Origin of the sequence: Mycobacterium persicum (assembly GCF_002086675.1) — a bacterium.
Classification (GTDB): Bacteria; Actinomycetota; Actinomycetes; order Mycobacteriales; family Mycobacteriaceae; genus Mycobacterium; species Mycobacterium persicum.
Window position 1 is genome coordinate 198,934 of sequence record NZ_MVIF01000001.1, and the last position, 24,993, is coordinate 223,926.

The following is a 24,993-nucleotide window of genomic DNA, read 5'->3' on the forward strand; positions in this document are numbered from 1 at the left end:
CGGATTGCCATGATCGGCAATCCGGGCCTGGTGATGAACCGGTTAGCGCTACTTGATGATCTTGGTGACCCGGCCGGCGCCGACGGTACGGCCGCCTTCACGGATCGCGAACCGAAGACCTTCGTCCATGGCCACGGGCTGGATCAGCTTGACGGCGATGTTGGTGTTGTCACCGGGCATCACCATCTCGGTGCCCTCCGGCAGGGTCACCACACCGGTCACGTCGGTGGTGCGGAAGTAGAACTGCGGACGGTAGTTGTTGAAGAACGGCGTGTGCCGGCCGCCCTCGTCCTTGGACAGGATGTAGACCTGACCCTCGAACTCGGTGTGCGGGGTGGTGGTGCCGGGCTTGATGACGACCTGGCCGCGCTCGACGTCCTCACGCTTGACGCCACGCAGCAACAGCCCGACGTTGTCACCGGCCTGCCCCTGGTCGAGCAGCTTGCGGAACATCTCCACACCGGTGACGGTGGTCTTGGTGGTCGTCGGGCGGATGCCGACGATCTCGACTTCCTCGTTGACGTTGACCACGCCGCGCTCCACACGACCGGTGACGACGGTGCCGCGGCCGGTGATGGTGAAGACGTCCTCGACGGGCATCAGGAACGGCTTGTCGGTCTCACGGACCGGGTCGGGGATCGACTCGTCGACCGCATCCATCAGCTGCTCCACCGACTCCACCCACTTGGGGTCGCCCTCGAGAGCCTTCAGTGCCGAAACCCGCACTACCGGGGCGTCCTCGTCGAACTCCTGGGCGGCCAGCAGCTCGCGGACCTCCATCTCGACGAGCTCGAGCAGCTCCTCGTCGTCGACCGCGTCGGCCTTGTTCAGCGCGACCAGGATGTAGGGCACACCCACCTGACGCGCGAGCAGCACGTGCTCACGGGTCTGCGGCATCGGGCCGTCCGTGGCGGCGACCACCAGGATCGCGCCGTCCATCTGGGCGGCGCCGGTGATCATATTCTTGATGTAGTCGGCGTGGCCCGGCGCGTCGACGTGTGCGTAGTGCCGCTTCTCGGTCTGGTACTCCACGTGCGCAATGTTGATGGTGATACCGCGCTGACGCTCCTCGGGCGCGTTGTCGATCTGGTCGAACGCCTTCGACTCGTTCAGGTCCGGGAACTTGTCGTGCAGGACCTTGGTGATAGCCGCGGTCAGGGTGGTCTTGCCGTGGTCAACGTGACCGATGGTCCCGATGTTGACGTGGGGCTTGGTCCGCTGGAACTTCGCCTTCGCCACTGTTGTGTCCTCCTGGACTGTTGGTGCTTATAAAAGCAGTGTTGATGTTTTCAGTTATGCCGCGGTGTTGACCGGGCTAGCTTACGCGCAAATCACTCGCCGTCACCTCACGCCGCCTACTCGCCCGTCGCCTTCGCGATGATCTCCTTCGACACCTGAGCCGGCACTTCGGCGTAGGAATCGAACACCATCGAGTAGTTCGCCCGGCCTTGAGTCTTGGACCGCAGGTCGCCGACGTAGCCGAACATCTCCGACAGCGGCACGTGCGCCTTCACGACGCGCGAACCGCCCCGCTCCTCCATGGCCTGAATCTGACCACGGCGGGAGTTCAAGTCGCCGATCACATCGCCCATATACGTTTCGGGCGTGGTGACCTCGACGGCCATGATCGGCTCCAGGATGACCGGCTGGGCCTGTGCCGCCGCCTTTTTCAGCGCCTGGGAACCGGCGATCTTGAATGCCATTTCCGAGGAGTCGACCTCGTGGAAGGCGCCGTCGAGCAAGGTGACCTTCAAATTCACCAGCGGGTAGCCGGCCAGCACGCCGTATTGCATGGCGTCCTGGGCCCCGGCGTCGACCGACGGGATGTACTCGCGCGGGATGCGGCCACCGGTGACCTTGTTCTCGAACTCGTAGGTCGCACCGTCTTCGCCGGTGAATGGCTCCAGTTTGATGATCACCTTGGCGAACTGGCCGGAGCCGCCCGTCTGCTTCTTGTGGGTGTACTCGACGGTGTCCACCACGCGGCGAATGGTCTCCTTGTAGGCCACCTGCGGCTTGCCGACATTGGCCTCGACCTTGAACTCCCGGCGCATCCGGTCCACCAGGATGTCCAGGTGCAGCTCGCCCATGCCACCGATCACGGTCTGGCCGGTTTCTTGATCCAGATGGACCTTGAAGGTGGGGTCCTCCTCGGCGAGCTTCTGGATCGACAGGCTCAGCTTCTCCTGGTCGCTCTTGGTCTTGGGTTCGATGGCCACCTCGATCACCGGGTCGGGGAAGGTCATCGACTCGAGCACGATCTGGTTGTTCGGGTCGGCCAGCGTGTCACCGGTCGTGGTGTCCTTCAGGCCGATGACCGCGTAGATGTGGCCGGCGCTGGCCCGCTCGACAGGGTTCTCCTTGTTGGAATGCATCTGGAACAGCTTGCCCAGCCGCTCCTTTTTGCCCTTGGTGGCGTTGATGACCTGGCTGCCGGACTCGACGGTGCCCGAGTACACCCGGATGTAGGTCAACTTGCCGAAGAACGGGTGAGTGGCGATCTTGAACGCCAGCGCGGCGAACGGCTCGTCGGTGGTCGCGTTGCGGACGACCTCTTCGTCCTCCTTGCCGGGCGGGTGGCCGATTGCCGGCGGCACATCCAGCGGCGACGGCAGGTAATCCACCACGGCGTCGAGCATCGGCTGCACGCCCTTATTCTTGAAGGCGCTGCCGCACAGCACCGGGTAGATCTCACTGGCGATCGTCAGCTTGCGGATCCCGGCCTTGATCTCCGCGACGGTGAGCTCCTCGCCGCCGAGGTACTTCTCCAGCAATTCCTCGTCGGTCTCGGCGACCGTCTCGATTAGCTTGGTGCGGTATTCCTCGGCCTTTTCCTGCAGTTCGGCCGGGATTTCGATGGTGTCGTAGGTCTCGCCCAGCTTGGTCTCGCCGCGCCATACCTTGGCGTTCATCTCGACCAGGTCGACGACGCCTTCGAAGTCCGCCTCGGAGCCGATGGGCAACTGGATCGGCACGGCGTTGGCCCCCAGCCGCTCCTCCATGGTGCGCACCGAGAAGTAGAAGTCGGCACCGATCTTGTCCATCTTATTGACGAAGCAGATGCGCGGGACGTCGTATTTGTCGGCTTGGCGCCAGACCTGCTCGGACTGCGGCTCGACGCCCTCCTTCCCGTCGAAAACGGCGACGGCCCCGTCGAGCACCCGCAGGTTGCGCTCCACCTCGACGGTGAAGTCGACGTGCCCCGGCGTGTCAATGATGTTGAGCTGGTTGTCTTTCCAGAACGTCGTCGTCGCAGCAGAGGTGATGGTGATGCCGCGCTCCTGCTCCTGCTCCATCCAGTCCATCGTCGCGGCGCCGTCGTGCACCTCGCCGATCTTGTAGTTGATGCCGGTGTAGTACAGGATGCGTTCGGTCGTCGTCGTTTTGCCGGCATCGATGTGTGCCATGATGCCGAAGTTGCGGACCCTGCTCAGGTCAGTTAGCACGTCCTTCTGTGCCACAGAAGTCTTCCCACTCTTTCGGTTGCTAAGTCAGTTCGCTGTCAGGTGCGCCCGGCTGCTGTTCGCCGGCGGCTTTCACCAGCGGTAATGCGCAAAGGCGCGGTTCGCCTCGGCCATCTTGTGGGTGTCCTCACGCCTCTTGACAGAAGCCCCAAGGCCGTTGCTGGCATCCAGAATCTCGTTTGCCAACCGTTCGATCATCGTCTTCTCCCGGCGTTGCCGCGAGTAGCCGACGAGCCAGCGCAGCGCGAGCGTGGTCGACCGGTCCGGGCGCACTTCGACAGGCACCTGGTAGGTCGCACCACCCACGCGGCGGCTGCGAACCTCCAAGGCCGGTTTCACGTTGTCCAGAGCGCGCTTGAGGGTGATCACGGGATCGGTGCCGGTTTTGTCGCGGGCGTGCTCGAGCGCACCATAAACAATGCGCTCGGCCAGCGATTTCTTCCCCTTCAGCAGAACCTTGTTCACCAGTTGGGTGACCAGCTGCGACCCGTACACCGGGTCGTTGACCAACGGACGCTTAGGCGCCGGCCCCTTGCGCGGCATCAGCTCTTCTCCTTCTTGGCGCCGTAACGGCTGCGAGCCTGCTTGCGGTTCTTCACTCCCTGGGTGTCGAGCGAACCGCGGATGATTTTGTACCGAACACCGGGCAGGTCCTTCACCCGGCCGCCTCGCACCAGCACCATCGAGTGCTCCTGCAGGTTGTGGCCCTCGCCGGGGATGTACGCCGTGACCTCAACCTGACTCGTCAGCTTCACCCGCGCGACCTTGCGAAGCGCCGAGTTCGGCTTCTTCGGAGTGGTGGTGTACACCCGGGTGCACACGCCACGGCGCTGCGGGCTGCCCTTGAGGGCCGCGGTCTTGACCTTGGCGATCTTGTCCCGACGACCCTTGCGGACCAGCTGCTGAATGGTTGGCATCTACCGGCTTTCTGTGTCGCTGTCTGAGGGTCCGGCTCCGGTCCCCGTATTGTTACAAGTCCTTGTACTGCAGTTATGCCCTGCCTCGGAACCAACGCCGTATAAACGCCGTACCCCGCTGCCGGGTGTGTCGCATGCGGTTGGGCTCCGAACTCAACCCGCCTCGTACATGACATCTCGGCGAAATCATGGACATGCGAATTGGCCCGGCATCCACGCCCTCAAGTCGGGCGCTGTAGGCCGCCAGGCACGAGCAACCACAATACCGCTCGCCGGTCAGGCAGGTCAAAGTGGTGCCCAAACCAAGCGGAGATCCGTTACCCGGGCGTCCCCGATCAGCGTTAGGCCTGCTTGGCGCCGGGCTCCGCGGTGCGCTTTTCCATCCCCGCCGCCAGGCGCAACACCATGTCGGAGAACACCGCGTCGGTATCGATCTCATCCATCACGCCAGTCATTTCCAGCAGCACAAACCCGTGTAGTGCCGACCAGAACTCCAGCGCCGCGTAGAAGGCCTCTTCGCCTTCCAGGCCGTAGGAGGACAGCACGGCGATCACCGGCGCGGCAGCACTTCTGGTCGCCGCGGCGTAGTCGGGATCGTCCCCGCCCAACGGCATCCGGGTGAATGCCGAGTACCGACCCGGATGGTGGTGGGCATAGCTGCGGTAGGCACCGGCCATCACCAATACCGCGTCATCGCGGGAGCGCCCCTCGCCGACCCGGTTCAGCATCATGATGATGTCGTCGATCACCCGAACCCGCACCGCGCGGCGCAGGTCCTCGAGGCTGTCCACGTGGTTGTACAGCGACGGCCCCTTGGTCCCCAGTTGGGTCGCCAACGCGTTGATGGTCAGCGAATCCCAGCCCTCCCGGTCCAGAAAGTTCAGGGCACCCTCGACGATGGAATCGCGGCTCAACTTGGCCGGCCGCGCCGCGGCTTTCACAGCGCGCTGGCGACCAGCCGTTGAGGGCGGTTCCGGCGAAGCTGCCATGAGGATCGTCCTTATAATTGTTCGACGTGCGAATGACAGTGAGTCATCGCCGCTGCGGTTGTGGGAGGTCAACGGTGGGTCAACTAATGACTCTAGTTGACTCGACCGTCGATCGACCGCGTCAGATGCGGGCGCGGCGGGGTGTCAACCAAATGCCGTCAACGCTGTCGTCGGGCAGGGCACTACACCTAGGCTAGGTGCACACCTCGATCGAGCACCGATCACGCGCCAACGGAGGGGGGCCCGCAGTGAGATGGACAACCGCCGCCGCGTCACTGGCCAGCTGCGTCGTCACCATCGTCACCACCGCAGTCACGTCACTCGCGCTACCGCCGGCCGCGCACGCAAAAAACGGCGACACCCATATCACCGGCGAGGGCCTCGAGCAGGTTTTGGATTGCAACGATTCCACCCTGTTGGTCAACGGCACCGCCAATATCATCACCGCGAAGGGAACGTGCTGGGCGGTGACGGTAATGGGCTCGTCCAACACCGTCGTTGCCGACACGGTGATCAACGACATCACCGTCTACGGTTGGGATCAGACGGTGTTCTTCAAGAACGGCGATCCGTTCATCTGGGATCGCGGCCGCGAACTGGGTATGGTCAATCGGCTCCAGCGAGTGGGCCCTTAAGGAATCGAGGAGCCTATGCGCGTTCATGTCCCCACCTCGCGGCTGTCTGCGATCGCTCTGACACTGGCCTTTGGTGCAACGGCCGCCGGACTGGTCGGCTGCAGTTCGACCGCCAATCCCCCGCCGGCCACCAGCAGCTCCGCAAAGCCCACAACCGCGCCGAGTAGCGGAACGGCGGCGCCGTCCACGTCAGCCGGGCCCCCCACGACCGCGTCGATCGAGATCGGCAACATGCTGAACTACGGATCGATCGGGACGACCGCCACCCTGGACTGCGCCGACGGCAAGTCACTGAATGTCGCCGGCTCGGAAAACACCCTTACCGTCAACGGCACCTGCTCGACGGTGACCATTGGCGGCACCAACAACAAGATCACCTTCGACAAGATCGACCAGCACCTGAGCGTGCTGGGACTCAACAACTCCATCACCTACAAGAATGGTGACCCGCAAGTCGACAACATCGGGTCGGGCAACACCATCAACAAGGGCGGCTGACCGGCCGACAGGTCACGCCGGCGCGCCGTGGCGGCCGGCACCTCCCGCGAAGCGTGCGGCCCCCGTCGAGGCCTCTGCCGCCACCCGGGAGATGCTGGCGAATTCCAGGTCGAGCGCCGCCGACTCCGGCAGTCCCCATTGGTGCAGCGCCGACAACCGATCCGACCGCAGACACTGCTGAGGCAGGGCGGCCAATTCGGCCGCCAACGCCTCGGCCGCCTGCCTTGCCTGCCCTTTGGGCACCACCCGATTGGTCAGTCCCATCGCCAGCGCCTCATCGGCCGCCACCGCCCGGCCGGTAAGGATCATGTCCATCGCCCGGCTGTGCCCGATCAGCCGCGGCAGCCGTACCGTGCCGCCGTCGATCAGCGGTACGCCCCAGCGGCGGCAGAACACCCCGAACACGGCGTCCTCCTCGGCCACCCGCAGGTCGCACCACAACGCCAATTCCAGACCACCGGCTACGGCGTAGCCACTGACAGCGGCGATCACCGGTTTGGACAGCACCATTCGCGACGGGCCCATCGGGCCCGGGCCGGTGCGGTGTACGGCATTGGCCTCCGCTGTGCCGAAGGCCTTCAAATCGGCTCCGGCGCAAAAGGTTCCGCCGTTGCCGCACAACACCGCCACCGCAGCCGCGTCGTCACGGTCGAACTGCTCGAACGCCGAGTAGAGCGCGGCGGCCGTCGGCCCGTTGACTGCGTTGCGTGCCGCCGGCCGGTTGATGATCACCGTGGTCACCGGACCGGTGTGCTCCACTTGCACCAGATCGCTCATGTCGCCTCCAGGAGTTGGGATGGGTCAAGGCGTTTCGCCAGCTCGATGGCGAAGTCGTGGTATGCCGCGCGCAGCGGAGCACCCGGCCAGTGAGCTGGCAGCAGTTCGGCGGGCAGCATCGGGTCGGTGAGCAGATGACGGACCATGGCGGCGGCCACCACGAAGCGACCGGGAATGTCTGTGGCTTGGGAGATCTCCTCCAGCAATTGCTGTCCGGCGTCGGCCCACTCGGCTAGGTCCCATAGTCGCGCGGCCAGCTCGGCGGGCGCGTCGTCGTGGGTTCTGAACACCCGTACCCGGGCCTGAATATCGGGGGGCAGTTCCAGGCCGAGATTGTCGGGACGTAGCCACACCCCTTCACGCAGTTCACTGAACCGCTTGTCCTGCAGCGTGTTTCGCAATGCGGCGCGGGTGCGTGCGTCATCGCCGACACTGGTGACGACGATCATGTGCCAGTAGCCGTGCCAGGCCCGCACCGGCGGACGCATGGCCTCGTCCTGGCGCCGCTGCCGGGCCAGCAACCGATCCGAAAGCCGATAACCGTCGGCGGACCGGACCAGATCACCGGCGCTGACCATGCGGGTCAGGGCCACCCGCAACGCCGTTTCCTTGATACCGAAATCGGCTGTAAGCCTGACTAATTCGCTGGCGCTGGCCCACGCGGGATGCGCGCCGAGCAGCACGCTGAGCACCACGGACCGGGCGGTCATGCGCGCCAGCGATTTCGGCATGAAGCTACACTCCGGACGCTTTCCGGCCATAGTCGCCGAACGGCTCGTCGCGGTGCTTGACCGCATCCCGAAAGCCGTACTCGACCGCGTCGGCGACGAAGGCGTGTCCCTCGGGCGTGTGCCGGGCAATGCCGTCGAACACCGTGCTGACCATCCTGCTGGTGGCCACACCCTGTTGCAGCAGAGCCGAATTGAGCGCCAGCTTGATCATGACCAGCTGATTGACCGGCAGCGCGGCGATGCGCTGCACCAGCCGCTCGGTCCGCTCGTCGAGGTCTTTGGGATCCGGCGCCTCAACCGCAAGACCCCATTCGGCCGCTTGGGCGCCGGTGATGCAATCGCCGGTGAACAGCAGGCGTTTGGCACGCTGGTCGCCGAGGCGGTGTGCCCATAAGCCAGCCGCGGGTACACCCCAGACCCGGGTGGGCGGGTAGCCGATCTTGGCGTCTGCGGCGGCGATCACCTGATCGGCGTGCAGCGCGATGTCGGTGCCACCGGCCACGCAGTAGCCGTGGATCTTGACCACCGTCGGCTTGTCGGCATGCATCAGGCTGGAGAACCCGCGCACGAACCGGCTCATCATCTGGTAGTCGATCATCGGGTCCCACGGCTGGTTGGGCAGGTGGTTGACGGCCTGGGTCTTACCGTCCAGCACCGTGCCCTGGTATGCGCCGGTGCCGCCCGCGGAGCCGGTGCCATCCGCGTAAGCGGACAGGTCGAAGCCGGCGCAGAAGCCCTGGCCGCGGCCGGACACCAGAATGACGTGCACGTTGGGATCGAGGTCGGCGCGCTCCACCAGCGCCGAGAGTTCCAGCGGGGTATCCGCGACGATCGCGTTGCCCTTCTCGGGCCGATTGAACGTGATCCGTGCTACCCGATCGGTGACCTCATAGGTCATCGTTTTCAGATTGTCGAAATCGACCGGCCGGATCGCGTGTGTCATCCCTTGACTAAAGCACGTTCGAGGATGGGCGCCAGATCCAGTCCGGTCGGCAGGGTGCCGAACGCCCCGCCCCACTGGCCGCCGAGCCGGGTGGCCAAGAACGCCTCGGCGACGGCCGGATGCCCGTGGCGCACCAGCAGCGATCCCTGCAGCGCCAGGCAGATGTCCTCGGCGATCTTGCGGGCCCGGTACTGGATGGTGTCCAGATCCCCCAGCTGCTCCCGCAGCCGCTCGACATGGCGGTCCAACCGGGCATCCTGGCCCGCGCTGGTAGCCAGGTCGTCGAACAGCACCTCGACGCATTCCGGCCGAGTGGCCATGGCGCGCAACGTGTCCAGCGCGCTGACATTGCCCGAGCCCTCCCAGATGCCCATCAGCGGCGCCTCCCGGTATAGCCGCGGCATGCCGGAGTCCTCGACGTAGCCGTTGCCGCCCAGGCATTCCAGCGCTTCGGCGGCGTGCGGGGTGGAGCGTTTGCATACCCAGTACTTGCTGGCCGCGAGGCCGATGCGGCGCAGCAGCGCCTCTTTGTGGTCGCCGCGTGCCGCGTTGTCGGTGGCCCCGGCCATCCGCATCGCGACGATGGTGGCGGCCTCGGCTTCGACCGCCAGGTCGGCCAGCACGTTGCGCATCAGCGGCTGGTCAATGAGGTAGGCGCCAAACGCCTTTCGGTGCTGCGCATGATGGATGGCACGGGTCAGACCGGTGCGCATGCTGGTGGCGCTGCCCAAGGTGCAGTCCAGCCGGGTGAGGTTGACCATTTCGATGATGGTGGGGACGCCGCGGCCCTCCTCGCCGACCAGCCACGCGATGGCGCCGTCGTATTCGACCTCGCTCGAGGCGTTGGCGTGGTTGCCGAGCTTGTCCTTGAGGCGCTGCAGCAGCATCCGGTTGCGGGTGCCGTCGGGCAGGATCCGCGGCAGCATGAAGCAGGACAATCCCTTTGGGGCCTGCGCGAGCACCAGGAAGATGTCGCACATCGGCGCGGAGGTGAACCACTTGTGGCCGGTCAGGCTGTAGGTGCCATCGGCGTTGGGGCTCGCCTCGGTGGTGCCGGCGCGCACGTCCGAGCCGCCCTGCTTCTCGGTCATCGACATGCCTGCGGTGATACCGCGTTTCGTGGTGGCGAGCTTGAGCTCCGGATCGTACTCGCGGCTGGTCAGCAGCGGTTCGTAAACGCTGGCCAGCTCGGGGTTGTGGCGCAGCGCCGGCACGACGGCGTAGGTCATCGAGATCGGGCAGGTGTGTCCGGGCTCGACGTTCCAGATCGACATCTTTGCGGCGCGCACGACGTGGGCACCCGGCCGGTCGTCGGCCCAGGGGGCGGCGTGCAGCCCGTGCGCGATCGCGGTGCGCATCAGTTCGTGGTAAGCCGGGTCGTATTCGACCTCGTCGATGCGGTGGCCGACCCGGTCGTGGGTGTGCAGGACGGGCCGGTTGCGATCGGCCAGCTCACCCCAACGCTGGGCTTCGTGGCCGCCGGAGATCGCCCCGAGCTCGTTCACCTCGTCCAGTCCCCACTGCCCGCCCTCGCGGATCAGCGCTTCGACAAGCATCGGAGAGGTAGCGGGATTGTGGTTCTCCAGCGGCGGGACTTGATTGGTGACGACATGGGTGTCTGGCATGCCACCCATATTACATTTTCCCGACAACCGTACAAGAGGTGTAATGCCTTGCTCAGCGGGGATGGGCGGCGAAGAACTTCCACAGCATTTCGGTGGCTACCGATGGCCACTCATGGCCGCCGTCGTCAACGGTAACCAGCACCACGCTGCGGTTGTTCGCGCACGCGGCGTTCGACGTGGTAATCCGGCCACTGGTCGTGGTGGCAGGGGGCGCACAGTGATCCACATTGCGCCAGAACGCATTCAGCTGTTCGACCGGTGGCCCGTCGATGTGGGCGAAGCCGGCCCCCGGCCCGCCGAAGTAGCGGACAAGCGGATCCCCGGTGCCGTGGATATGCATGACCGACACCGGATGCGGGGAGGGGCACGGGTCCAGTTGTGTTCCCGAGACCGGGCCGATCGCGGCGAAGATGCCGGTGTTGCAGGCCAGGGTATAGGCCATGATGGCACCGTTGCTCATGCCGGTGGCGTAGATCCTGGCCGGGTCGACGGGCACGTTCGCGGCGACGTCGGCAACCGCCGCGCTGACAAAGGCGACGTCGTCGACGCCTTCGCGTGCGGACCGGCCGCAGCAGCCGCCGCCGTTGGCGTTCCACGCTCTGTTCAGACCGTCGGGGTAGGCGACGACGAACTTCTCCGAATCGGCCAATTCGTCCCAGTCGTAAGATCTTTCAGCCTGCCGGGCGCTGCCGAAACCACCGTGCAGCATAACGACCAGCGGTGCCGACGAGGGCAGTCCCGCGGGCTTATAGAGCCGGTAGGAGCGCTGGACTCCGCCGACGTCGATGGTGTGGAAGCTGGTGCCGCTTCCGAAGCCGGCGGGCGGCGGCGGCGGAGCGTGGGCGCAGCCAACGAGCATCCCCACGACGCCCAGCAGGGTGACCAACCGGCGAACCATAGGTTAACGGTAGGCCCGCGACACTTGCTTAACGAGTATTAAATGAGCCGTGAAATCAGCCGTTGACTTTTTCCCGCAGAAACGCGATGTCGTCCTTGCGGCCCTCGTCGGCGGTTTCGCAGATCACCGGGGCATCGGCGGCCTTCACCACCGCGACGAGGTGGTCGGGATCGATGCGACCGTTGCCGATGTTGGCGTGCCGGTCGGCGCCTGAGCCCGCGGCGTCGCGCGAGTCGTTGCAGTGCACCAGGTCGATGCGGCCGGTCAAGGCCTTGATCCGGTCGACCGCGTCGATCAGCTGCTCACCCGCGGCCCAGGCGTGGCAGGTGTCCAGGCAGAAGCCAATTCCCTTGTCGCCGATACGATCCCACAGCCTGCCGATGGTGTCGAAATAGCGGGCCATCGCGTGGTCGCCGCCCGCGGTGTTTTCCAGGTACACCGGCACGTCTGTTTCGAGGTAATCCAGCGCTTTGACCCACCGCTCGAAGCCGGCCTCCATGTCGTTGTCGTCGGCGTGGCCGCCATGCACGATCACCGCCGTCGCGTTGATTGCCGCGGCCGCGTCGCAGGTGTCCTGCAGGATCTTGCGCGACGGGATGCGGATGCGGTTGTTGGCCGATGCGACGTTGATCAGATACGGCGCGTGGACGTACAGCGGAATGGTCGACGCCTTCAGCGTCTCGGCGTCGTCCCGCGGCTTGGGCTTCTTCCAGCTCTGCGGGTTGCCGAGGAAGAATTGCACCACATCGGCGCCGTCGGCCTGGGCGGCGGCCAGGGGATCGTCCGAGTGGACATGGGAACCTATCAGCACCCGGCCCAGTGTAATGCGGCGAGCAGACAGAGAATCGCCCTGCGCGAGCCCACAACGTGCGATTCTGCGACTGCTCGGCATAGAAACTCGGCATAGAAGAAAGCCCCGGGCAAGGCCCGGGGCTTTCTTCTATGCGCGTCTACCGGTAGTCGCTGTAGCCGTAGTCGTCCAACGGCACCGCGGCCCCGGTGGCCTGGCCGAAGTCCGGGCTGTAGTACTGATCCTCGTACGACGGGATCGTGTACGCCGCGGCGCGCGCCTCCTCGGTGGGCTGCACCGCGATGTTGCGATACCGGTTGATACCGGTACCGGCCGGGATCAGCTTGCCGATGATCACGTTCTCCTTCAGACCGTTGAGCTTGTCGCTGCGGCAATTGATCGCCGCATCGGTCAGCACCCGGGTGGTCTCCTGGAACGACGCCGCAGAAAGCCACGAGTCGGTGGCCAGCGACGCCTTCGTGATACCCATCAGCACCGGACGGCCGGCGGCGGGCTCGCCGCCCTCGGCCACCACCCGGCGGTTCTCCGCCTCGAACTCGGCACGATCGATCAACGAGCCGGGCAGGAACTCCGTCGAGCCCGAGTCGATGATGGTGACCCGGCGCAGCATCTGGCGCACGATCACCTCGATGTGCTTGTCGTGGATCGACACACCCTGCGCCCGGTACACCTCCTGGACCTCGCGGACCAGGTGGATCTGCACCTCGCGGGGACCCTGGACCCGCAGCACCTCGTGCGGGTCGGCCGAGCCTTCCATCAGCTGCTGGCCCACCTCGACGTGGTCGCCGTCGGAAAGCACCCGCTCCGAGCCGTCCTCGTGCTTGAACACCCGCAGCCGCTGCCGCTTGGAGAGCTTGTCGTACACGACCTCCTCGCTGCCGTCGTCGGGCACGATGGTGATCTTGTAGAAACGCTCACCGTCTTCCAGCCGGACCCGGCCGGTGACGTCGGCGATCGGCGCCTTGCCGCGCGGCACCCGGGCCTCGAACAGCTCCTGCACCCGTGGCAGACCGCCGGTGATGTCCTCACCGACACCACCCTGGTGGAAGGTACGCATGGTCAACTGGGTGCCCGGCTCACCAATCGACTGGGCGGCCACAATACCGACCGCTTCACCGATGTCGACCAGCTTGCCGGTGGCCATCGAGCGCCCATAACACGTCGCGCACACGCCGGTGCCGGTGGTGCAGGTCAGCACCGAACGCACCTTCACCTGCGTGATCCCCGCGGCCAGCAACGCATCGATCTCCGGATCACCCAGATCCTCGCCGCGCGCGACCACCACGTTGCCCGCCTCGTCGACCGCGTCGATACCCAAAGTCCTTGCGTAGGCTGAGGTTTCGATATACGGGTCGCGGATCAGCGCACCGTCGGGCTGACGCTCGGCCAGCTCGACCACGATGCCGCGCTCGGTGCCGCAGTCGTGCTCGCGCACGATGACATCCTGGGACACGTCCACCAGACGACGGGTCAGGTAGCCCGAGTCGGCGGTACGCAACGCGGTGTCGGCCAAGCCCTTTCGAGCACCGTGGGTGTTGATGAAGTACTCCAGCACGGTCAGGCCCTCACGGAACGACGACTTGACCGGACGCGGGATGAACTCACCCTTGGGGTTGGTCACCAGACCCTTCATCCCGGCCAGCGTCCGGGTCTGGGTGAAGTTACCCGTGGCACCCGAGTCGACGATGGTGATGATCGGATTGTCGCTGGGATAGTGCTCCCGCAGCGCCTGGCCCACCTCGTCGGTGGCTTCCTTCCAGATCTCCACCAAGGCCTCGTTGCGTTCGTCGTGGTTCAAAGCACCACGCTGGAACTGCTTTTCGACCTTGTCGGCGCGATCCTCGTAGCGGTCGAGGATCTCCTTCTTGCGGGGTGGAACCAGCACGTCGGCCATCGAGACCGTGACACCGCTTCGGGTTGCCCAATAGAACCCTGCGTCCTTGAGCTTGTCGACGGTCTGCGCCACCACGATCATCGGGTAACGCTCGGCCAGGTCGTTGATGATCGCGGCCTGAACCTTCTTGTGCATCTGCTTGTTCACGAACGGATAGCCCGGCGGCAGCAGCTCGTTGAACAGCACCCGGCCCAGCGTCGTCTCGGCAATCCAGGGCTCGCCCGGATGCCAGCCGTTGGCCCCGAACAGCTCGGACTCGATCTCAGCGGACGGACGCAACTGGGTCAGCCGCACCTTGATCTTGGCCCGCACCGAGAGCACACCGCGGTCGGCAGCCATGATGGCTTCGGCCGGCGAGGAGTACACCCCCGTCTCGGGACGGTCGGCTGCGGCCGGCTGGTATTCGCCGGTGTCGCCGTCGACCTCGGTGGTCAAGTAGTACAACCCGGTCACCATGTCCAGCCGCGGCATGGCCAACGGGCGACCCGAAGCCGGCGACAGGATGTTGTTGGATGACAGCATCAGGATGCGTGCCTCGGCCTGGGCCTCGGCGGACAACGGCAGGTGCACGGCCATCTGGTCACCGTCGAAGTCGGCGTTGAACGCCTCACACACCAGCGGGTGCAGTTGAATCGCCTTGCCCTCGATCAGCATCGGCTCGAACGCCTGGATGCCCAGCCGGTGCAGGGTGGGCGCCCGGTTCAGCAACACCGGGTGCTCGGCGATGACCTCCTCGAGCACATCCCACACCTGGGGACGCTGACGTTCCACCATCCGCTTGGCGCTCTTGATGTTCTGCGCGTGGTTGAGGTCGACCAGACGCTTCATCACGAACGGCTTGAACAACTCCAACGCCATCAGCTTGGGCAGACCGCACTGGTGCAACTTGAGCTGCGGACCGACCACGATCACGGACCTGCCCGAGTAGTCGACACGCTTGCCGAGCAGGTTCTGACGGAACCGGCCCTGCTTGCCCTTCAACAGATCCGACAGCGACTTCAGCGGACGGTTGCCCGGCCCGGTGACCGGACGGCCGCGGCGGCCGTTGTCGAACAGCGCGTCCACCGACTCCTGCAGCATCCGCTTCTCGTTGTTGACGATGATCTCGGGCGCGCCGAGATCGATCAGCCGCTTGAGCCGGTTGTTGCGGTTGATCACCCGGCGGTAGAGGTCGTTGAGGTCGCTGGTGGCAAAGCGGCCACCGTCGAGCTGCACCATCGGACGCAGCTCCGGCGGGATCACCGGGACGGCGTCCAGGACCATGCCCATCGGCGAGTTGCCGGACTGCTGGAAAGCCGCCACCACCTTCAGACGCTTGAGGGCACGAAGCTTCTTTTGCCCCTTGCCGCTTCGGATGACCTCACGCAGCGACTCGGCTTCGGCGTCGATGTCGAAGTTCTCGATGAGCTTCTGGATCGACTCCGCACCCATGGCGCCGGTGAAGTATTCGCCGTAACGGTCCTGCAGTTCGCGGTAGAGGTTCTCGTCGACGATCAGCTGCTTTGGCGCCAGCTTGGTGAAGGTGTTCCAGATGTCCTCCAGCCGGTCCAGCTCGCGCTGGGCGCGGTCGCGCAGCTGACGCATCTCGCGCTCGCCGCCGTCGCGAACCTTGCGCCGGGCGTCGGCCTTGGCGCCCTCGGCCTCCAGCTGGGCCAGGTCGGTCTCCAGCTTTTGGGCACGCGCTTCCAGGTCCGCGTCACGCTGGTCCTCAACGGCCTTGCGCTCCACCATCATTTCGGCCTCGAGGGTGGACAGCTCGTTGTGCCGCATCTCGTCATCGACCGCGGTGATTACGTAGGCGGCGAAGTAGATGATCTTCTCGAGGTCCTTGGGCGCCAGGTCCAGCAGGTAGCCCAGGCGCGACGGCACGCCCTTGAAGTACCAGATGTGGGTGACGGGTGCGGCCAACTCGATGTGGCCCATCCGTTCCCGGCGCACCTTGGCGCGGGTCACCTCGACACCGCAACGCTCGCAGATGATGCCCTTGAAGCGCACCCGCTTGTACTTGCCGCAGTAGCACTCCCAGTCGCGAGTCGGCCCGAAGATCTTCTCGCAGAACAAGCCATCCTTCTCCGGCTTGAGCGTGCGGTAGTTGATGGTCTCCGGCTTCTTGACCTCGCCGTAGGACCACTGCCGGATGTCCTCCGCGGTGGCCAGGCCGATACGGAGTTCATCGAAGAAGTTGACGTCTAGCACGTAACTCCCTTTCCCCTTGCGGGTTTAGTTACTTCCAAGAAGGTTCAGGCCAAGTCCTCGACAGAGGCGGATTCGTTGCGGGACAAGTTGATTCCGAGATTCGCCGCCGCACGCTCCAGGTCCTCGTCCTCGCCTTCGCGCAGCTCGATCGCCGCGCCGTCGGACGACAGCACCTCCACGTTGAGGCACAACGACTGCAGCTCCTTGAGCAGCACCTTGAACGACTCGGGGATGCCCGGCTCGGGGATGTTCTCGCCCTTGACGATCGCCTCGTAGACCTTGACCCGGCCGACGGTGTCGTCGGACTTGATGGTCAGCAACTCCTGCAGCGTGTACGCCGCGCCGTAGGCCTGCATGGCCCAGCACTCCATCTCGCCGAACCGCTGGCCACCGAACTGCGCCTTACCGCCCAGCGGCTGCTGGGTGATCATCGAGTACGGGCCGGTGGAGCGGGCGTGGATCTTGTCGTCCACCAGGTGATGCAGCTTCATGATGTACATGTAGCCAACGGTCACCGGGTACGGGAACGGCTCTCCGCTACGGCCGTCGAAGAGGACCGCCTTGCCGTCGCCGTCGACCAGCACGTCGCCGTCACGGTTGGGCAATGTCGATGACAACAGTCCCTGCAGTTCGGCCTCCTGGGCGCCGTCGAACACCGGAGTGGACACGATCTGGTTCGGCTCGGCGCTGCGCAACGCCTCGGGCAGGTTGGCCGCCCAGTCGGGTGTACCCGCGATCTGCCACCCGCTGTGCGCGCACCACCCCAGGTGGGTCTCCAGGATCTGGCCGATGTTCATCCGTCGCGGCACACCGTGGGTGTTGAGGATGATGTCCACCGGAGTCCCGTCCGGCAGGAACGGCATGTCCTCTTGCGCGAGTATCTTGCCGATGACGCCCTTGTTGCCGTGCCGCCCGGCCAGCTTGTCGCCGTCGGAGATCTTGCGCTTCTGGGCCACGTAGACGCGGACCAGTTCGTTGACGCCGGCGGGAAGCTCGTCATCGTCCTCGCGGGAGAACACCCGGATGCCGATCACCTTGCCGGACTCGCCGTGCGGCACCTTCAGCGAGGTGTCGCGGACCTCTCGGGCCTTTTCGCCGAAGATCGCCCGCAGTAGCCGCTCCTCGGGGGTCAGCTCCGTCTCCCCCTTCGGGGTGACCTTGCCGACCAGGATGTCGCCGTCACGGACCTCGGCGCCGATGCGCACGATGCCACGCTCGTCCAGGTCCGCCAGCACCTCGTCGGAGACGTTCGGGATGTCGCGGGTGATCTCCTCGGCGCCAAGCTTGGTGTCGCGGGCGTCGATCTCGTGCTCCTCGATGTGGATCGAGGTGAGGATGTCCTCCTCGACGAGCCGGTTGGACAGGATGATGGCGTCCTCGTAGTTGTGACCCTCCCACGGCATGATCGCCACCAGCAGGTTCTTGCCCAGCGCCATCTCGCCGTTTTGCGTACACGGACCGTCGGCGATGACCTGCCCGGCCTCGACCCGGTCTCCGGCGTCCACGATCGGAGACTGGTTGGCGCAGGTGCCGTGGTTAGAGCGGGCGAACTTGCGCATCCGGTAGGTGTGCCGGGTGCCGTCGTCGGCCATCACGGTGATGTAGTCGGCGGACACCTCCTCGATCACCCCCGACTTCTCGGCGACGACGACGTCGCCGGCGTCGATGGCCGCACGCAACTCCATGCCGGTGCCCACCAGCGGCGCCTCACTGCGCACCAGCGGTACCGCCTGGCGCTGCATGTTGGCGCCCATCAGGGCCCGGTTGGCGTCGTCGTGCTCGAGGAACGGAATCATGGCCGTGGCCACCGACACCATCTGGCGTGGCGACACATCCATGTAGTCCACCTCCGACGAGGCCACGTACTCGACCTCGCCGGCCTTGCGGCGCACCAGCACCCGGGGCTCGACGAAGCGGCCCTGCGCGTCGATCGGCGAGTTGGCCTGCGCCACGACGTGGCGATCCTCCTCGTCGGCCGTCAAGTAGTGGATCTCATCCGTAACAACTCCGCTGACGACGCGTCTATACGGCGTCTCGATGAAGCCGAACGGGTTGACCCGCGCGTACACCGACAGCGAGCCGATCAGGCCGATGTTCGGACCCTCCGGGGTTTCGATCGGACACATCCGGCCGTAGTGCGACGGGTGCACATCACGCACTTCCAGGCCGGCCCGCTCACGGGACAAACCGCCGGGGCCCAGCGCCGAAAGCCGGCGCTTGTGGGTCAGGCCCGACAGCGGGTTGTTCTGGTCCATGAACTGGGAGAGCTGGCTGGTGCCGAAGAACTCCTTGATGGCGGCGACTACCGGGCGGATGTTGATCAGGGTCTGTGGCGTGATCGCCTCGACGTCCTGAGTGGTCATCCGCTCCCGGACGACGCGCTCCATCCTCGACATGCCGACCCGGATCTGGTTCTGGATCAGCTCGCCCACGGTGCGCAGCCGACGGTTGCCGAAGTGGTCGATGTCGTCGGTTTCCACCGGCACCTCGACCCCGCCCGGGACCGTCATGACCGCGGGCTGGCCATCCTGAGAAGCGTGGTGCAGGCGGACCAGGTACTCGATGGTGGCGACGACGTCTTCTTCGGTCAGCGTCGTCGTGGTGATCGGGTCCTTGGTGTTGAGGCCGAGCTTCTTGTTGACCTTGTAGCGGCCGACGCGGGCCAGGTCGTAGCGCTTCTCCTTGAAGAACAGGTTCTCCAGCAGGGTCTGCGCGGATTCTTTGGTCGGCGGCTCGCCCGGACGCAGCTTGCGGTAGATGTCCAGCAGCGCTTCGTCGGTGCCGGCGGTGTTGTCTTTTTCCAGCGTCGACATCATGATCTCGGAGAACCCGAACCGCTCGGTGATCCGCTCGCTGGTCCAGCCGAGGGCCTTGAGCAACACCGTGACCGGCTGGCGGCGCTTGCGGTCGATGCGCACGCCGACGGTGTCGCGCTTGTCGACGTCGAATTCCAGCCAGGCCCCCCGACTGGGAATCACCTTGACGCTGTGCAGCGTCTTGTCGGTGGACTTGTCGATGGTCTCGTCGAAGTAGACACCGGGCGACCGGACGAGCTGGCTGACCACCACCCGTTCGGTCCCGTTGATGATGAACGTGCCCTTCTCGGTCATCATCGGGAAGTCACCCATGAACACCGTCTGGCTCTTGATCTCGCCGGTGTTGTTATTGATGAATTCGGCCGTCACGAACAGCGGGGCGGCGTAGGTCATGTCCTTGTCTTTGCACTCGTCGACCGGTGCTTTGACCTCGTCAAAGCGGGGGTCGGAGAAAGACAGCGACATCGAGCCGGAGAAATCCTCGATCGGCGAAAGCTCGTCGAGCACCTCCTCCAGGCCACCGATCGGGTTCATCCCGCCTGCGGCCTCGCCTCGGGCGATAGCGGAGTCCCGCCAGCGCTGGGAGCCGATCAGCCACTCGAACGAGTCAATCTGCACGTCAAGCAGCCCCGGAACCTCCAGGGGTTCGCGGAGCTTGGCGAAGGAAACCCGATTAGGCGCTCCGGGCACGGAGCTGTTTGAAGAACTTTGCGGGCGACTCTGAGCGGGACTAGCGTCTGTTTTGCTTTGGCGGAAATCAGCCAAGATGCGTCCTTCCAGCACCTCGTGCGACTACCTGGAGCCGGCGGTCACCGGACCTGTTCGCCGCAGATAATTGTGTCGGTTAGGCCGGCGAACGAACTGTCCGGATCTCACGCACGCAACCAAACAACTGAGCCGGAAACTGGGCTCAGGCTTAGACCACGATGTCAAGTGGCGGGTGAGGTGGGCAGGAGGTAGCCAGCGCAACGTCCTACACTAGCGCAGGACGGCGCATTCCTCAAATAGCTACCGATATGTGTCCCCGGGAAGCGGCGCTGGCTGGCATTTCGACTTGCCCAGGTACAGGTACAACACATGCTGCCCAACAGATTGACCCGTTTACGCGCCGTCGTCAAGGGGACGGGCGGCAAGTTACCGCAAGTTAGCGTGAATTCTTGCTCACCGGCCGGCCGCGGATACGGCCACTGTTAGTTGCGTCACCGCGGATGAGATCGACCAAACAGCCGCCGTCACCGCTACAGGGTGCGACGCTTGAGCGCCGGCGCGACGGGGCTAGCCGCCGAACTCGCTCGCGTGATACTTGTGCGTGCCCTCGAGATCGTCGAGGATCGCTTCCTGCGCTTTCTTCGGCAGGGTGTGCAGCATGGCGCGCACCCGGGCCTGGCGCCGCCCCACCGCTTTGCGCTCCGGCATGCCCGGCGTCGCGGTGATCTGCGGCGGCACGCCCTCGATCTCCTCGACACCGCCCGCCTGGTGACCGGCGTCGAGCAGCGCCTGCTCTTCGGCCATGGTGGCCTCGTCCTTCTCTTCGGACATGCCGATCGGCCCGATGCGCCGGCCGTTGAGGAACTGTCGCACCACCGGCTCGTCGCTGGTCAGCAGCACTTCGCGGGGCCCGAACATGACCAGGTGCTTGCGGAACAACATGCCCATGTTGTCGGGCACCGTACGGGCGATGTTGATGTTGTGGGTCACGATGAGGATGGTCGCGTCGATCTGGGCATTGATGTCCATGATCAGCTGGCTCAGATAGGCGGTACGGACGGGGTCCAGGCCAGAGTCGGGCTCGTCGCAGAGGATGATCTGCGGATCGAGGACCAGCGCCCGCGCCAGCCCGGCACGCTTGCGCATACCGCCGGAGATCTCGCCGGGGAACTTCTTCTCGTCACCGCCCAAGCCGACCAGCGCCAGCTTCTCCATGACGATGTCGCGGATCTCTTTTTCTTTTTTCTTGGTGTGCTCACGCAGCGGGAAAGCGGTGTTGTCGAACAGGTTCATCGATCCGAACAGCGCACCGTCCTGGAAAAGCACACCGAACAGCGTCCGGATCTCGTAGAGCTCTTTGGCCGAGCACTCGATGATGTCGGTGCCGTCGATGACGATCGAGCCGCGTTCCGGCCGAAGCAGGCCGATCAGGGACTTCAGGAACACCGACTTGCCGGTACCCGACGGCCCCAGCAACACGCTGACCTCGCCGGCGGGGATCGTGAGCGTGACGTCCTCCCAGATCCTCGAGGAACCGAAGGACTTCGTGAGTCCGTTGACCTCGATAGCGACGCCCATGGGAAATCCTTCCGACGCTCAACATTGGCAAGATGCCCGCCACCTGCCACTTTATGTGGCTTGAGTCACTGTAGCGCACCGCTGGGGCGCGACATCAGGGTTGGATACATAACAATCCTGGCCGGGGCTGGCGGGCGGTGTCGGGGGCCTCAACGGGTCGCCGGCGCCCAGTTGCCGTGGAAGCCCATCGGGACCCGCTGCGGCAGGTGCACGGTGGCCATCAATTCGCACGTCTGGGCGTCCAGCAACAACAGCTGGCCCTCGTCGCGGTCGCGGTGGTAGCCGTACCCCATGAGGATGCCGTCGTCCTCCGCCCGTTCCCCGGAAGTGTCCCGCGGGTTCGGGACGAAGCACATCTCGCCGATCAGCAGGGCGGCATCCAGCGGGGCCGCCTGGCTAGATCCGGTCTCGTAGTCGTGCTTGTACAGCGAGGTGGACATTTCCGTCGTTCCGCCGGTCAGGTAGCCGCCGTCCACCCCGAGGGTGTAGCCGAACCGATGCCGACCGCCGAGCAAGGTCTCGTTGATCCGGGGAAACTCCTGCGGCCGGTCGTCGCGGCATTCGGTGGTGACGGCACCGGTGGCCAGATTGATGGTCCAGCGATCCAATGACGGACGGGTGTCGCCGGGGCCGTGCCGGTCGTGGTCGAACATTCGCGCATACCGCACCACGTCGAGTATCAGCAGTTCGGACCCGTCTCGGGTTTCGGTGTAGGCGTTGAGCGGGTGGTAGACGTAGCAGGGTTCGATGTCGAACCACCGGACGTCCTCGTTGCCGCCGTCTCGGGGCATGACTCCGATGCGGGCCGGGTAGTCCTGGTTCCAGGCGTAGGGCATCCGATCGGACGGCTTGGGGTTGCGGTTCATCATCGCGGCGATCGGGCCGGGGACCCGGACGTGACCGATCACCGCCTGCATTACCAGTCGCGCGGGCAAACTCAGCCAGCCCGGCAGCTTCGCGGGTAGCACCTGCGACGCGTCGAAGGTGACCGGCAGGTCGTAGATCACCACGTACTTGTCGGTCAAGGAGAAGTCGTGCATCATCGGCGACCCGGTCACCTCGATATCCACGGTGCGCCGTGCCCGCCCCTGGGTGTCGATCACGGAGTACTGCACGGTCCGTCCGCGAGCAAACGAGTACGACACCGCATGCAGTTCGCCAGTCCGCGGGTCGCGGTGTGGGTGGGCGGTGTAGCCGCCCGTCAATGTGCCGTCGAAGTCGCATGTCCCGACGGTGTCGAGGTCCTCGGTGAGCTCATAGTTGGCGACGCCGCCCTCGACGAGCGCCAGGGTTCGTCCGGCGTGGGTCAGCACGCTGGTGTTGGCGCCCAGGGACAACATGCCCGCCCGGTGATCGAGTCTGCTCGGAGCCGGCTCCCCGAGGGCCGCGCATACCGGCAGGCTGCGCACCCAGCGGTTGCGATACCAGCTGGCTCGCCCTTCACCCAGGGCGACCCCGTGGACCATCCCGTCACCGCTGAACCAGTGATAGACGGCGGGATCGACCTCGGCGACGGGGTTGGGTCCATTGCGCAGATACCGTCCGTCGAGATGCTCCGGGATCTGGCCGGTGACCTTCAGGTCGGTCGCGGTCACCTCGTTGCGCACCGGCGCCAGCAGACCCTCGAGATACGGGTTCCGGGATTGGGCAGTTCGCATTGTCGTCACGGCCAAACTCCTATAACGTCGTTATTTCAGTGTTATTCGGACCGTACGCCTGCGATGGGACGATGGCAAGGGATGACGAGAATGACTGAGCACGCCCAACACGGCATTCGCAGTGTTCGCGAGGAGATGGTGCATGCCGCCGTCGCCCTGCTCGACGAGCATGGACCCGACGCCCTGCAAACCCGCAAGGTGTCCGGAGCCGCCGGAACCTCGACGATGTCGGTCTACACCCATTTCGGCGGCATGCGGGAACTCATTGCCGAGGTGGCCGAAGAGGGATTGCGGCAGTTCGACGCCGCCCTGGCGGTGGCACCGACGACTGACCCCGTTGCCGATCTATTGGTTGTCGGAGCGGCGTATCGACGCTATGCCATCGACCGGCCGCATATGTATCGGCTGATGTTCGGCAGTACCAGCGCACATGGCATCAAGGCGCCGGCCCACGATGTCCTGACGCTGACCATCGTGGAGATCGAGCAGCACCACCCCAGCTTCGCGCACGTGGTGCGCGCGGTGCACCGCTCGATGCTGGCGGGACGAATCGCGGGACGAATCACTGTGGGGTCGACGGGCGACGGCGACGTCCCGGACCGGGTGGTCGTTTCGGTTGCCGCCCAGTTCTGGGCGTTGATCCACGGCTTCGTGATGCTCGAACTGGCCGGCTTCTTCGGCGAGGAAGGTGCGGCGGTCCCACCGGTGTTGGCCGCGATGACCACGAACCTGCTTGTGGCGCTGGGTGATTCGCCCGAGCGGGTGCGGCTGTCGCAGCGCTCCGCGTTCGGCTGATCGCACCAAGCCCCCGGTTCTGGTACCGGGGGCTTGGCGTACGGACTTACTTGACGGTGACGGTGGCGCCGGCGGCCTCGAGCTTGGCCTTGGCGTCGTCGGCAGCCTCCTTGGCAACCTTTTCGAGCAGCGGCTTGGGTGCGCTGTCGACCAGGTCCTTGGCCTCCTTGAGGCCCAGGCCCGAGACGATTTCGCGGACAACCTTGATGACGCCGATCTTCTTCTCGCCGGCGGCCTCGAGGATCACGTCGAACTCGGACTGCTCTTCGGCGGCCTCGGCCGGCGCGCCACCGGCGGCCGGACCGGCCGCTGCGACGGCGACCGGTGCGGCCGCCGTGACCTCGAAGGTCTCCTCGAACTTCTTGACGAAGTCGGAGAGCTCCAACAGGGTCATTTCCTTGAACGCGTCAAGCAGTTCGTCTGTCGAGAGCTTGGCCATGGTGTGGGTCCTTCCTGGTTTCGGGTAGTGGGGTTATTCGGCTGATGCTGGTTCTGGAGCCGGGGTTTCAGGCGTAGTAGCCGCTGTGTCCGCGGCAGGTTCTGCCGCGGCCCGCTTCTCCTGCAGCGCCGCCGCCAACCGGGCAACCTGCGAGGCGGGCGCGTTGAACAGCCCGGCGGCCTTGGCGAGGTTGCCCTTCATCGCGCCGGCCAGCTTGGCCAGCAGCACCTCGCGCGACTCCAGGTCGGCGATCCGCTCCACCTCCGCGACGGTCAACGGGTGGCCGTCCATGTAGCCGCCCTTGATGACCAGCGCCTTGTGTTCCCGGGCGAAGGTCTTGAGGGCCTTGGCCGCGTCGACCGGTTCACCGGTGACGAACGCGATCGCCGTGGGGCCCGCGAACAGCTCATCGAGGCCGTCGATACCGGCCTCGGAGGCCGCTCGCTTGATGAGGGTGTTCTTGGCCACGGCGTAGGTGGCCGACTCGCCCAGCGATCGGCGCAGCTGGGCCAGGTTGGCCACCGTCAAGCCGCGGTATTCGGTGATGACGGTCGCGGTCGAGGCCTTGAAGCGCTCGGCGATGTCTGCAACGGCGGTGGCCTTGTCAGCCCTGGCCATGCA

General features: G+C 65.4%; 20 protein-coding genes. 3 read left to right on the forward strand and 17 right to left on the reverse strand.

Going from position 1 to position 24,993, the window contains the following annotated elements; genetic code table 11:
- Window positions 1-48: 48 nt before the first annotated feature.
- The 5 genes from tuf to BST40_RS00935 all read right to left on the reverse strand — a co-directional run bounded on the left by tuf (window position 49) and on the right by BST40_RS00935 (window position 5,370).
- On the reverse strand, window positions 49-1,239 hold the full coding sequence (gene tuf, locus BST40_RS00915; protein ID WP_023370882.1) for an elongation factor Tu: 1,191 nt from the start codon (window positions 1,237-1,239) through the stop codon (window positions 49-51).
- Window positions 1,240-1,355: 116 nt separating this feature from the next.
- Complete coding sequence (fusA, locus tag BST40_RS00920; RefSeq protein ID WP_075547021.1) at window positions 1,356-3,461, reverse strand: elongation factor G; 2,106 nt, start codon at window positions 3,459-3,461, stop codon at window positions 1,356-1,358.
- 75 nt (window positions 3,462-3,536) lie between these two features.
- Window positions 3,537-4,007, reverse strand: coding sequence for a 30S ribosomal protein S7 (rpsG, locus tag BST40_RS00925; RefSeq protein WP_023370878.1), 471 nt, complete (start codon window positions 4,005-4,007; stop codon window positions 3,537-3,539).
- A complete protein-coding gene (rpsL, locus tag BST40_RS00930; protein ID WP_007167812.1) occupies window positions 4,007-4,381 on the reverse strand; it encodes a 30S ribosomal protein S12 in 375 nt (124 codons plus the stop codon). Before rpsL ends, rpsG begins: the two co-directional genes overlap by 1 nt.
- A 341-nt stretch (window positions 4,382-4,722) precedes the next feature.
- Entirely contained in the window at window positions 4,723-5,370 is a 648-nt protein-coding gene (locus tag BST40_RS00935; RefSeq protein ID WP_075547020.1) for a TetR/AcrR family transcriptional regulator, read from the reverse strand.
- A gap of 248 nt (window positions 5,371-5,618) precedes the next feature.
- Between BST40_RS00935 and BST40_RS00940 the strand changes: the two genes are divergently transcribed.
- On the forward strand, window positions 5,619-6,005 hold the full coding sequence (locus BST40_RS00940; protein ID WP_075547019.1) for a DUF3060 domain-containing protein: 387 nt from the start codon (window positions 5,619-5,621) through the stop codon (window positions 6,003-6,005).
- A 15-nt stretch (window positions 6,006-6,020) separates the two neighbouring features.
- The gene (locus BST40_RS00945) at window positions 6,021-6,503 is read left to right on the forward strand and encodes a DUF3060 domain-containing protein (RefSeq protein WP_075547018.1); all 483 of its coding nucleotides are present in this window, start codon (window positions 6,021-6,023) and stop codon (window positions 6,501-6,503) included.
- 12 nt (window positions 6,504-6,515) lie between these two features.
- Here BST40_RS00945 and BST40_RS00950 read toward each other — a convergent pair whose 3' ends face one another.
- The 10 genes from BST40_RS00950 to BST40_RS00995 all read right to left on the reverse strand — a co-directional run bounded on the left by BST40_RS00950 (window position 6,516) and on the right by BST40_RS00995 (window position 23,138).
- The gene (locus BST40_RS00950; RefSeq protein ID WP_075547017.1) at window positions 6,516-7,280 is read right to left on the reverse strand and encodes a crotonase/enoyl-CoA hydratase family protein; all 765 of its coding nucleotides are present in this window, start codon (window positions 7,278-7,280) and stop codon (window positions 6,516-6,518) included.
- Window positions 7,277-7,999: a PaaX family transcriptional regulator C-terminal domain-containing protein gene (locus BST40_RS00955; protein WP_089024963.1), complete on the reverse strand. Its 723-nt coding sequence runs from the start codon at window positions 7,997-7,999 to the stop codon at window positions 7,277-7,279. The genes BST40_RS00950 and BST40_RS00955 overlap by 4 nt, the downstream gene beginning before the upstream one ends.
- A 16-nt stretch (window positions 8,000-8,015) precedes the next feature.
- Window positions 8,016-8,954, reverse strand: coding sequence for a crotonase/enoyl-CoA hydratase family protein (locus BST40_RS00960; RefSeq protein ID WP_083153138.1), 939 nt, complete (start codon window positions 8,952-8,954; stop codon window positions 8,016-8,018).
- Entirely contained in the window at window positions 8,951-10,579 is a 1,629-nt protein-coding gene (locus BST40_RS00965) for an acyl-CoA dehydrogenase family protein (RefSeq protein WP_075547014.1), read from the reverse strand. Before BST40_RS00965 ends, BST40_RS00960 begins: the two co-directional genes overlap by 4 nt.
- Window positions 10,580-10,631: 52 nt before the next feature.
- Window positions 10,632-11,477, reverse strand: coding sequence for an extracellular catalytic domain type 1 short-chain-length polyhydroxyalkanoate depolymerase (locus BST40_RS00970; protein ID WP_075547013.1), 846 nt, complete (start codon window positions 11,475-11,477; stop codon window positions 10,632-10,634).
- A 55-nt stretch (window positions 11,478-11,532) separates the two neighbouring features.
- Window positions 11,533-12,288, reverse strand: a complete 756-nt coding sequence (locus tag BST40_RS00975; RefSeq protein ID WP_083153140.1) for a deoxyribonuclease IV — start codon at window positions 12,286-12,288, stop codon at window positions 11,533-11,535.
- Window positions 12,289-12,427: 139 nt separating this feature from the next.
- Window positions 12,428-16,378 carry a DNA-directed RNA polymerase subunit beta' gene (locus tag BST40_RS00980; RefSeq protein WP_075547011.1) on the reverse strand — a complete coding sequence of 1,317 codons (3,951 nt, stop codon included), beginning with the start codon at window positions 16,376-16,378 and terminating at the stop codon, window positions 12,428-12,430.
- A gap of 44 nt (window positions 16,379-16,422) precedes the next feature.
- Window positions 16,423-19,959 carry a DNA-directed RNA polymerase subunit beta gene (gene rpoB, locus BST40_RS00985; protein WP_089024964.1) on the reverse strand — a complete coding sequence of 1,179 codons (3,537 nt, stop codon included), beginning with the start codon at window positions 19,957-19,959 and terminating at the stop codon, window positions 16,423-16,425.
- 510 nt (window positions 19,960-20,469) lie between these two features.
- A complete protein-coding gene (locus BST40_RS00990; protein ID WP_075511133.1) occupies window positions 20,470-21,480 on the reverse strand; it encodes an ABC transporter ATP-binding protein in 1,011 nt (336 codons plus the stop codon).
- Window positions 21,481-21,629: 149 nt separating this feature from the next.
- Window positions 21,630-23,138 carry a carotenoid oxygenase family protein gene (locus BST40_RS00995; RefSeq protein WP_425270686.1) on the reverse strand — a complete coding sequence of 503 codons (1,509 nt, stop codon included), beginning with the start codon at window positions 23,136-23,138 and terminating at the stop codon, window positions 21,630-21,632.
- Between the two features lie 81 nt (window positions 23,139-23,219).
- Here BST40_RS00995 and BST40_RS01000 point away from each other — a divergent pair, with 81 nt between their 5' ends.
- Window positions 23,220-23,933: a TetR/AcrR family transcriptional regulator gene (locus tag BST40_RS01000; RefSeq protein WP_425270684.1), complete on the forward strand. Its 714-nt coding sequence runs from the start codon at window positions 23,220-23,222 to the stop codon at window positions 23,931-23,933.
- 46 nt (window positions 23,934-23,979) lie between these two features.
- Here BST40_RS01000 and rplL read toward each other — a convergent pair whose 3' ends face one another.
- Complete coding sequence (gene rplL / locus BST40_RS01005; protein ID WP_023370846.1) at window positions 23,980-24,372, reverse strand: 50S ribosomal protein L7/L12; 393 nt, start codon at window positions 24,370-24,372, stop codon at window positions 23,980-23,982.
- Window positions 24,373-24,405: 33 nt separating this feature from the next.
- Entirely contained in the window at window positions 24,406-24,990 is a 585-nt protein-coding gene (rplJ, locus tag BST40_RS01010; RefSeq protein ID WP_075547007.1) for a 50S ribosomal protein L10, read from the reverse strand.
- Window positions 24,991-24,993 lie beyond the last annotated feature (3 nt).

Bases quoted from the DNA above. Each gene is read 5' to 3' on its own strand.
- rpsG (WP_023370878.1), bottom strand. From the start codon at position 4,007: ATGCCGCGCAAGGGGCCGGCGCCTAAGCGTCCGTTGGTCAACGACCCG.
- rpsL (WP_007167812.1), bottom strand. From the start codon at position 4,381: ATGCCAACCATTCAGCAGCTGGTCCGCAAGGGTCGTCGGGACAAGATC.
- BST40_RS00935 (WP_075547020.1), bottom strand. From the start codon at position 5,370: ATGGCAGCTTCGCCGGAACCGCCCTCAACGGCTGGTCGCCAGCGCGCT.
- BST40_RS00945 (WP_075547018.1), top strand. From the start codon at position 6,021: ATGCGCGTTCATGTCCCCACCTCGCGGCTGTCTGCGATCGCTCTGACA.
- BST40_RS00950 (WP_075547017.1), bottom strand. From the start codon at position 7,280: ATGAGCGATCTGGTGCAAGTGGAGCACACCGGTCCGGTGACCACGGTG.
- BST40_RS00960 (WP_083153138.1), bottom strand. From the start codon at position 8,954: ATGACACACGCGATCCGGCCGGTCGATTTCGACAATCTGAAAACGATG.
- BST40_RS00965 (WP_075547014.1), bottom strand. From the start codon at position 10,579: ATGCCAGACACCCATGTCGTCACCAATCAAGTCCCGCCGCTGGAGAAC.
- BST40_RS00970 (WP_075547013.1), bottom strand. From the start codon at position 11,477: ATGGTTCGCCGGTTGGTCACCCTGCTGGGCGTCGTGGGGATGCTCGTT.
- BST40_RS00990 (WP_075511133.1), bottom strand. From the start codon at position 21,480: ATGGGCGTCGCTATCGAGGTCAACGGACTCACGAAGTCCTTCGGTTCC.
- BST40_RS00995 (WP_425270686.1), bottom strand. From the start codon at position 23,138: ATGCGAACTGCCCAATCCCGGAACCCGTATCTCGAGGGTCTGCTGGCG.
- BST40_RS01000 (WP_425270684.1), top strand. From the start codon at position 23,220: ATGACGAGAATGACTGAGCACGCCCAACACGGCATTCGCAGTGTTCGC.
- rplL (WP_023370846.1), bottom strand. From the start codon at position 24,372: ATGGCCAAGCTCTCGACAGACGAACTGCTTGACGCGTTCAAGGAAATG.
- rplJ (WP_075547007.1), bottom strand. From the start codon at position 24,990: ATGGCCAGGGCTGACAAGGCCACCGCCGTTGCAGACATCGCCGAGCGC.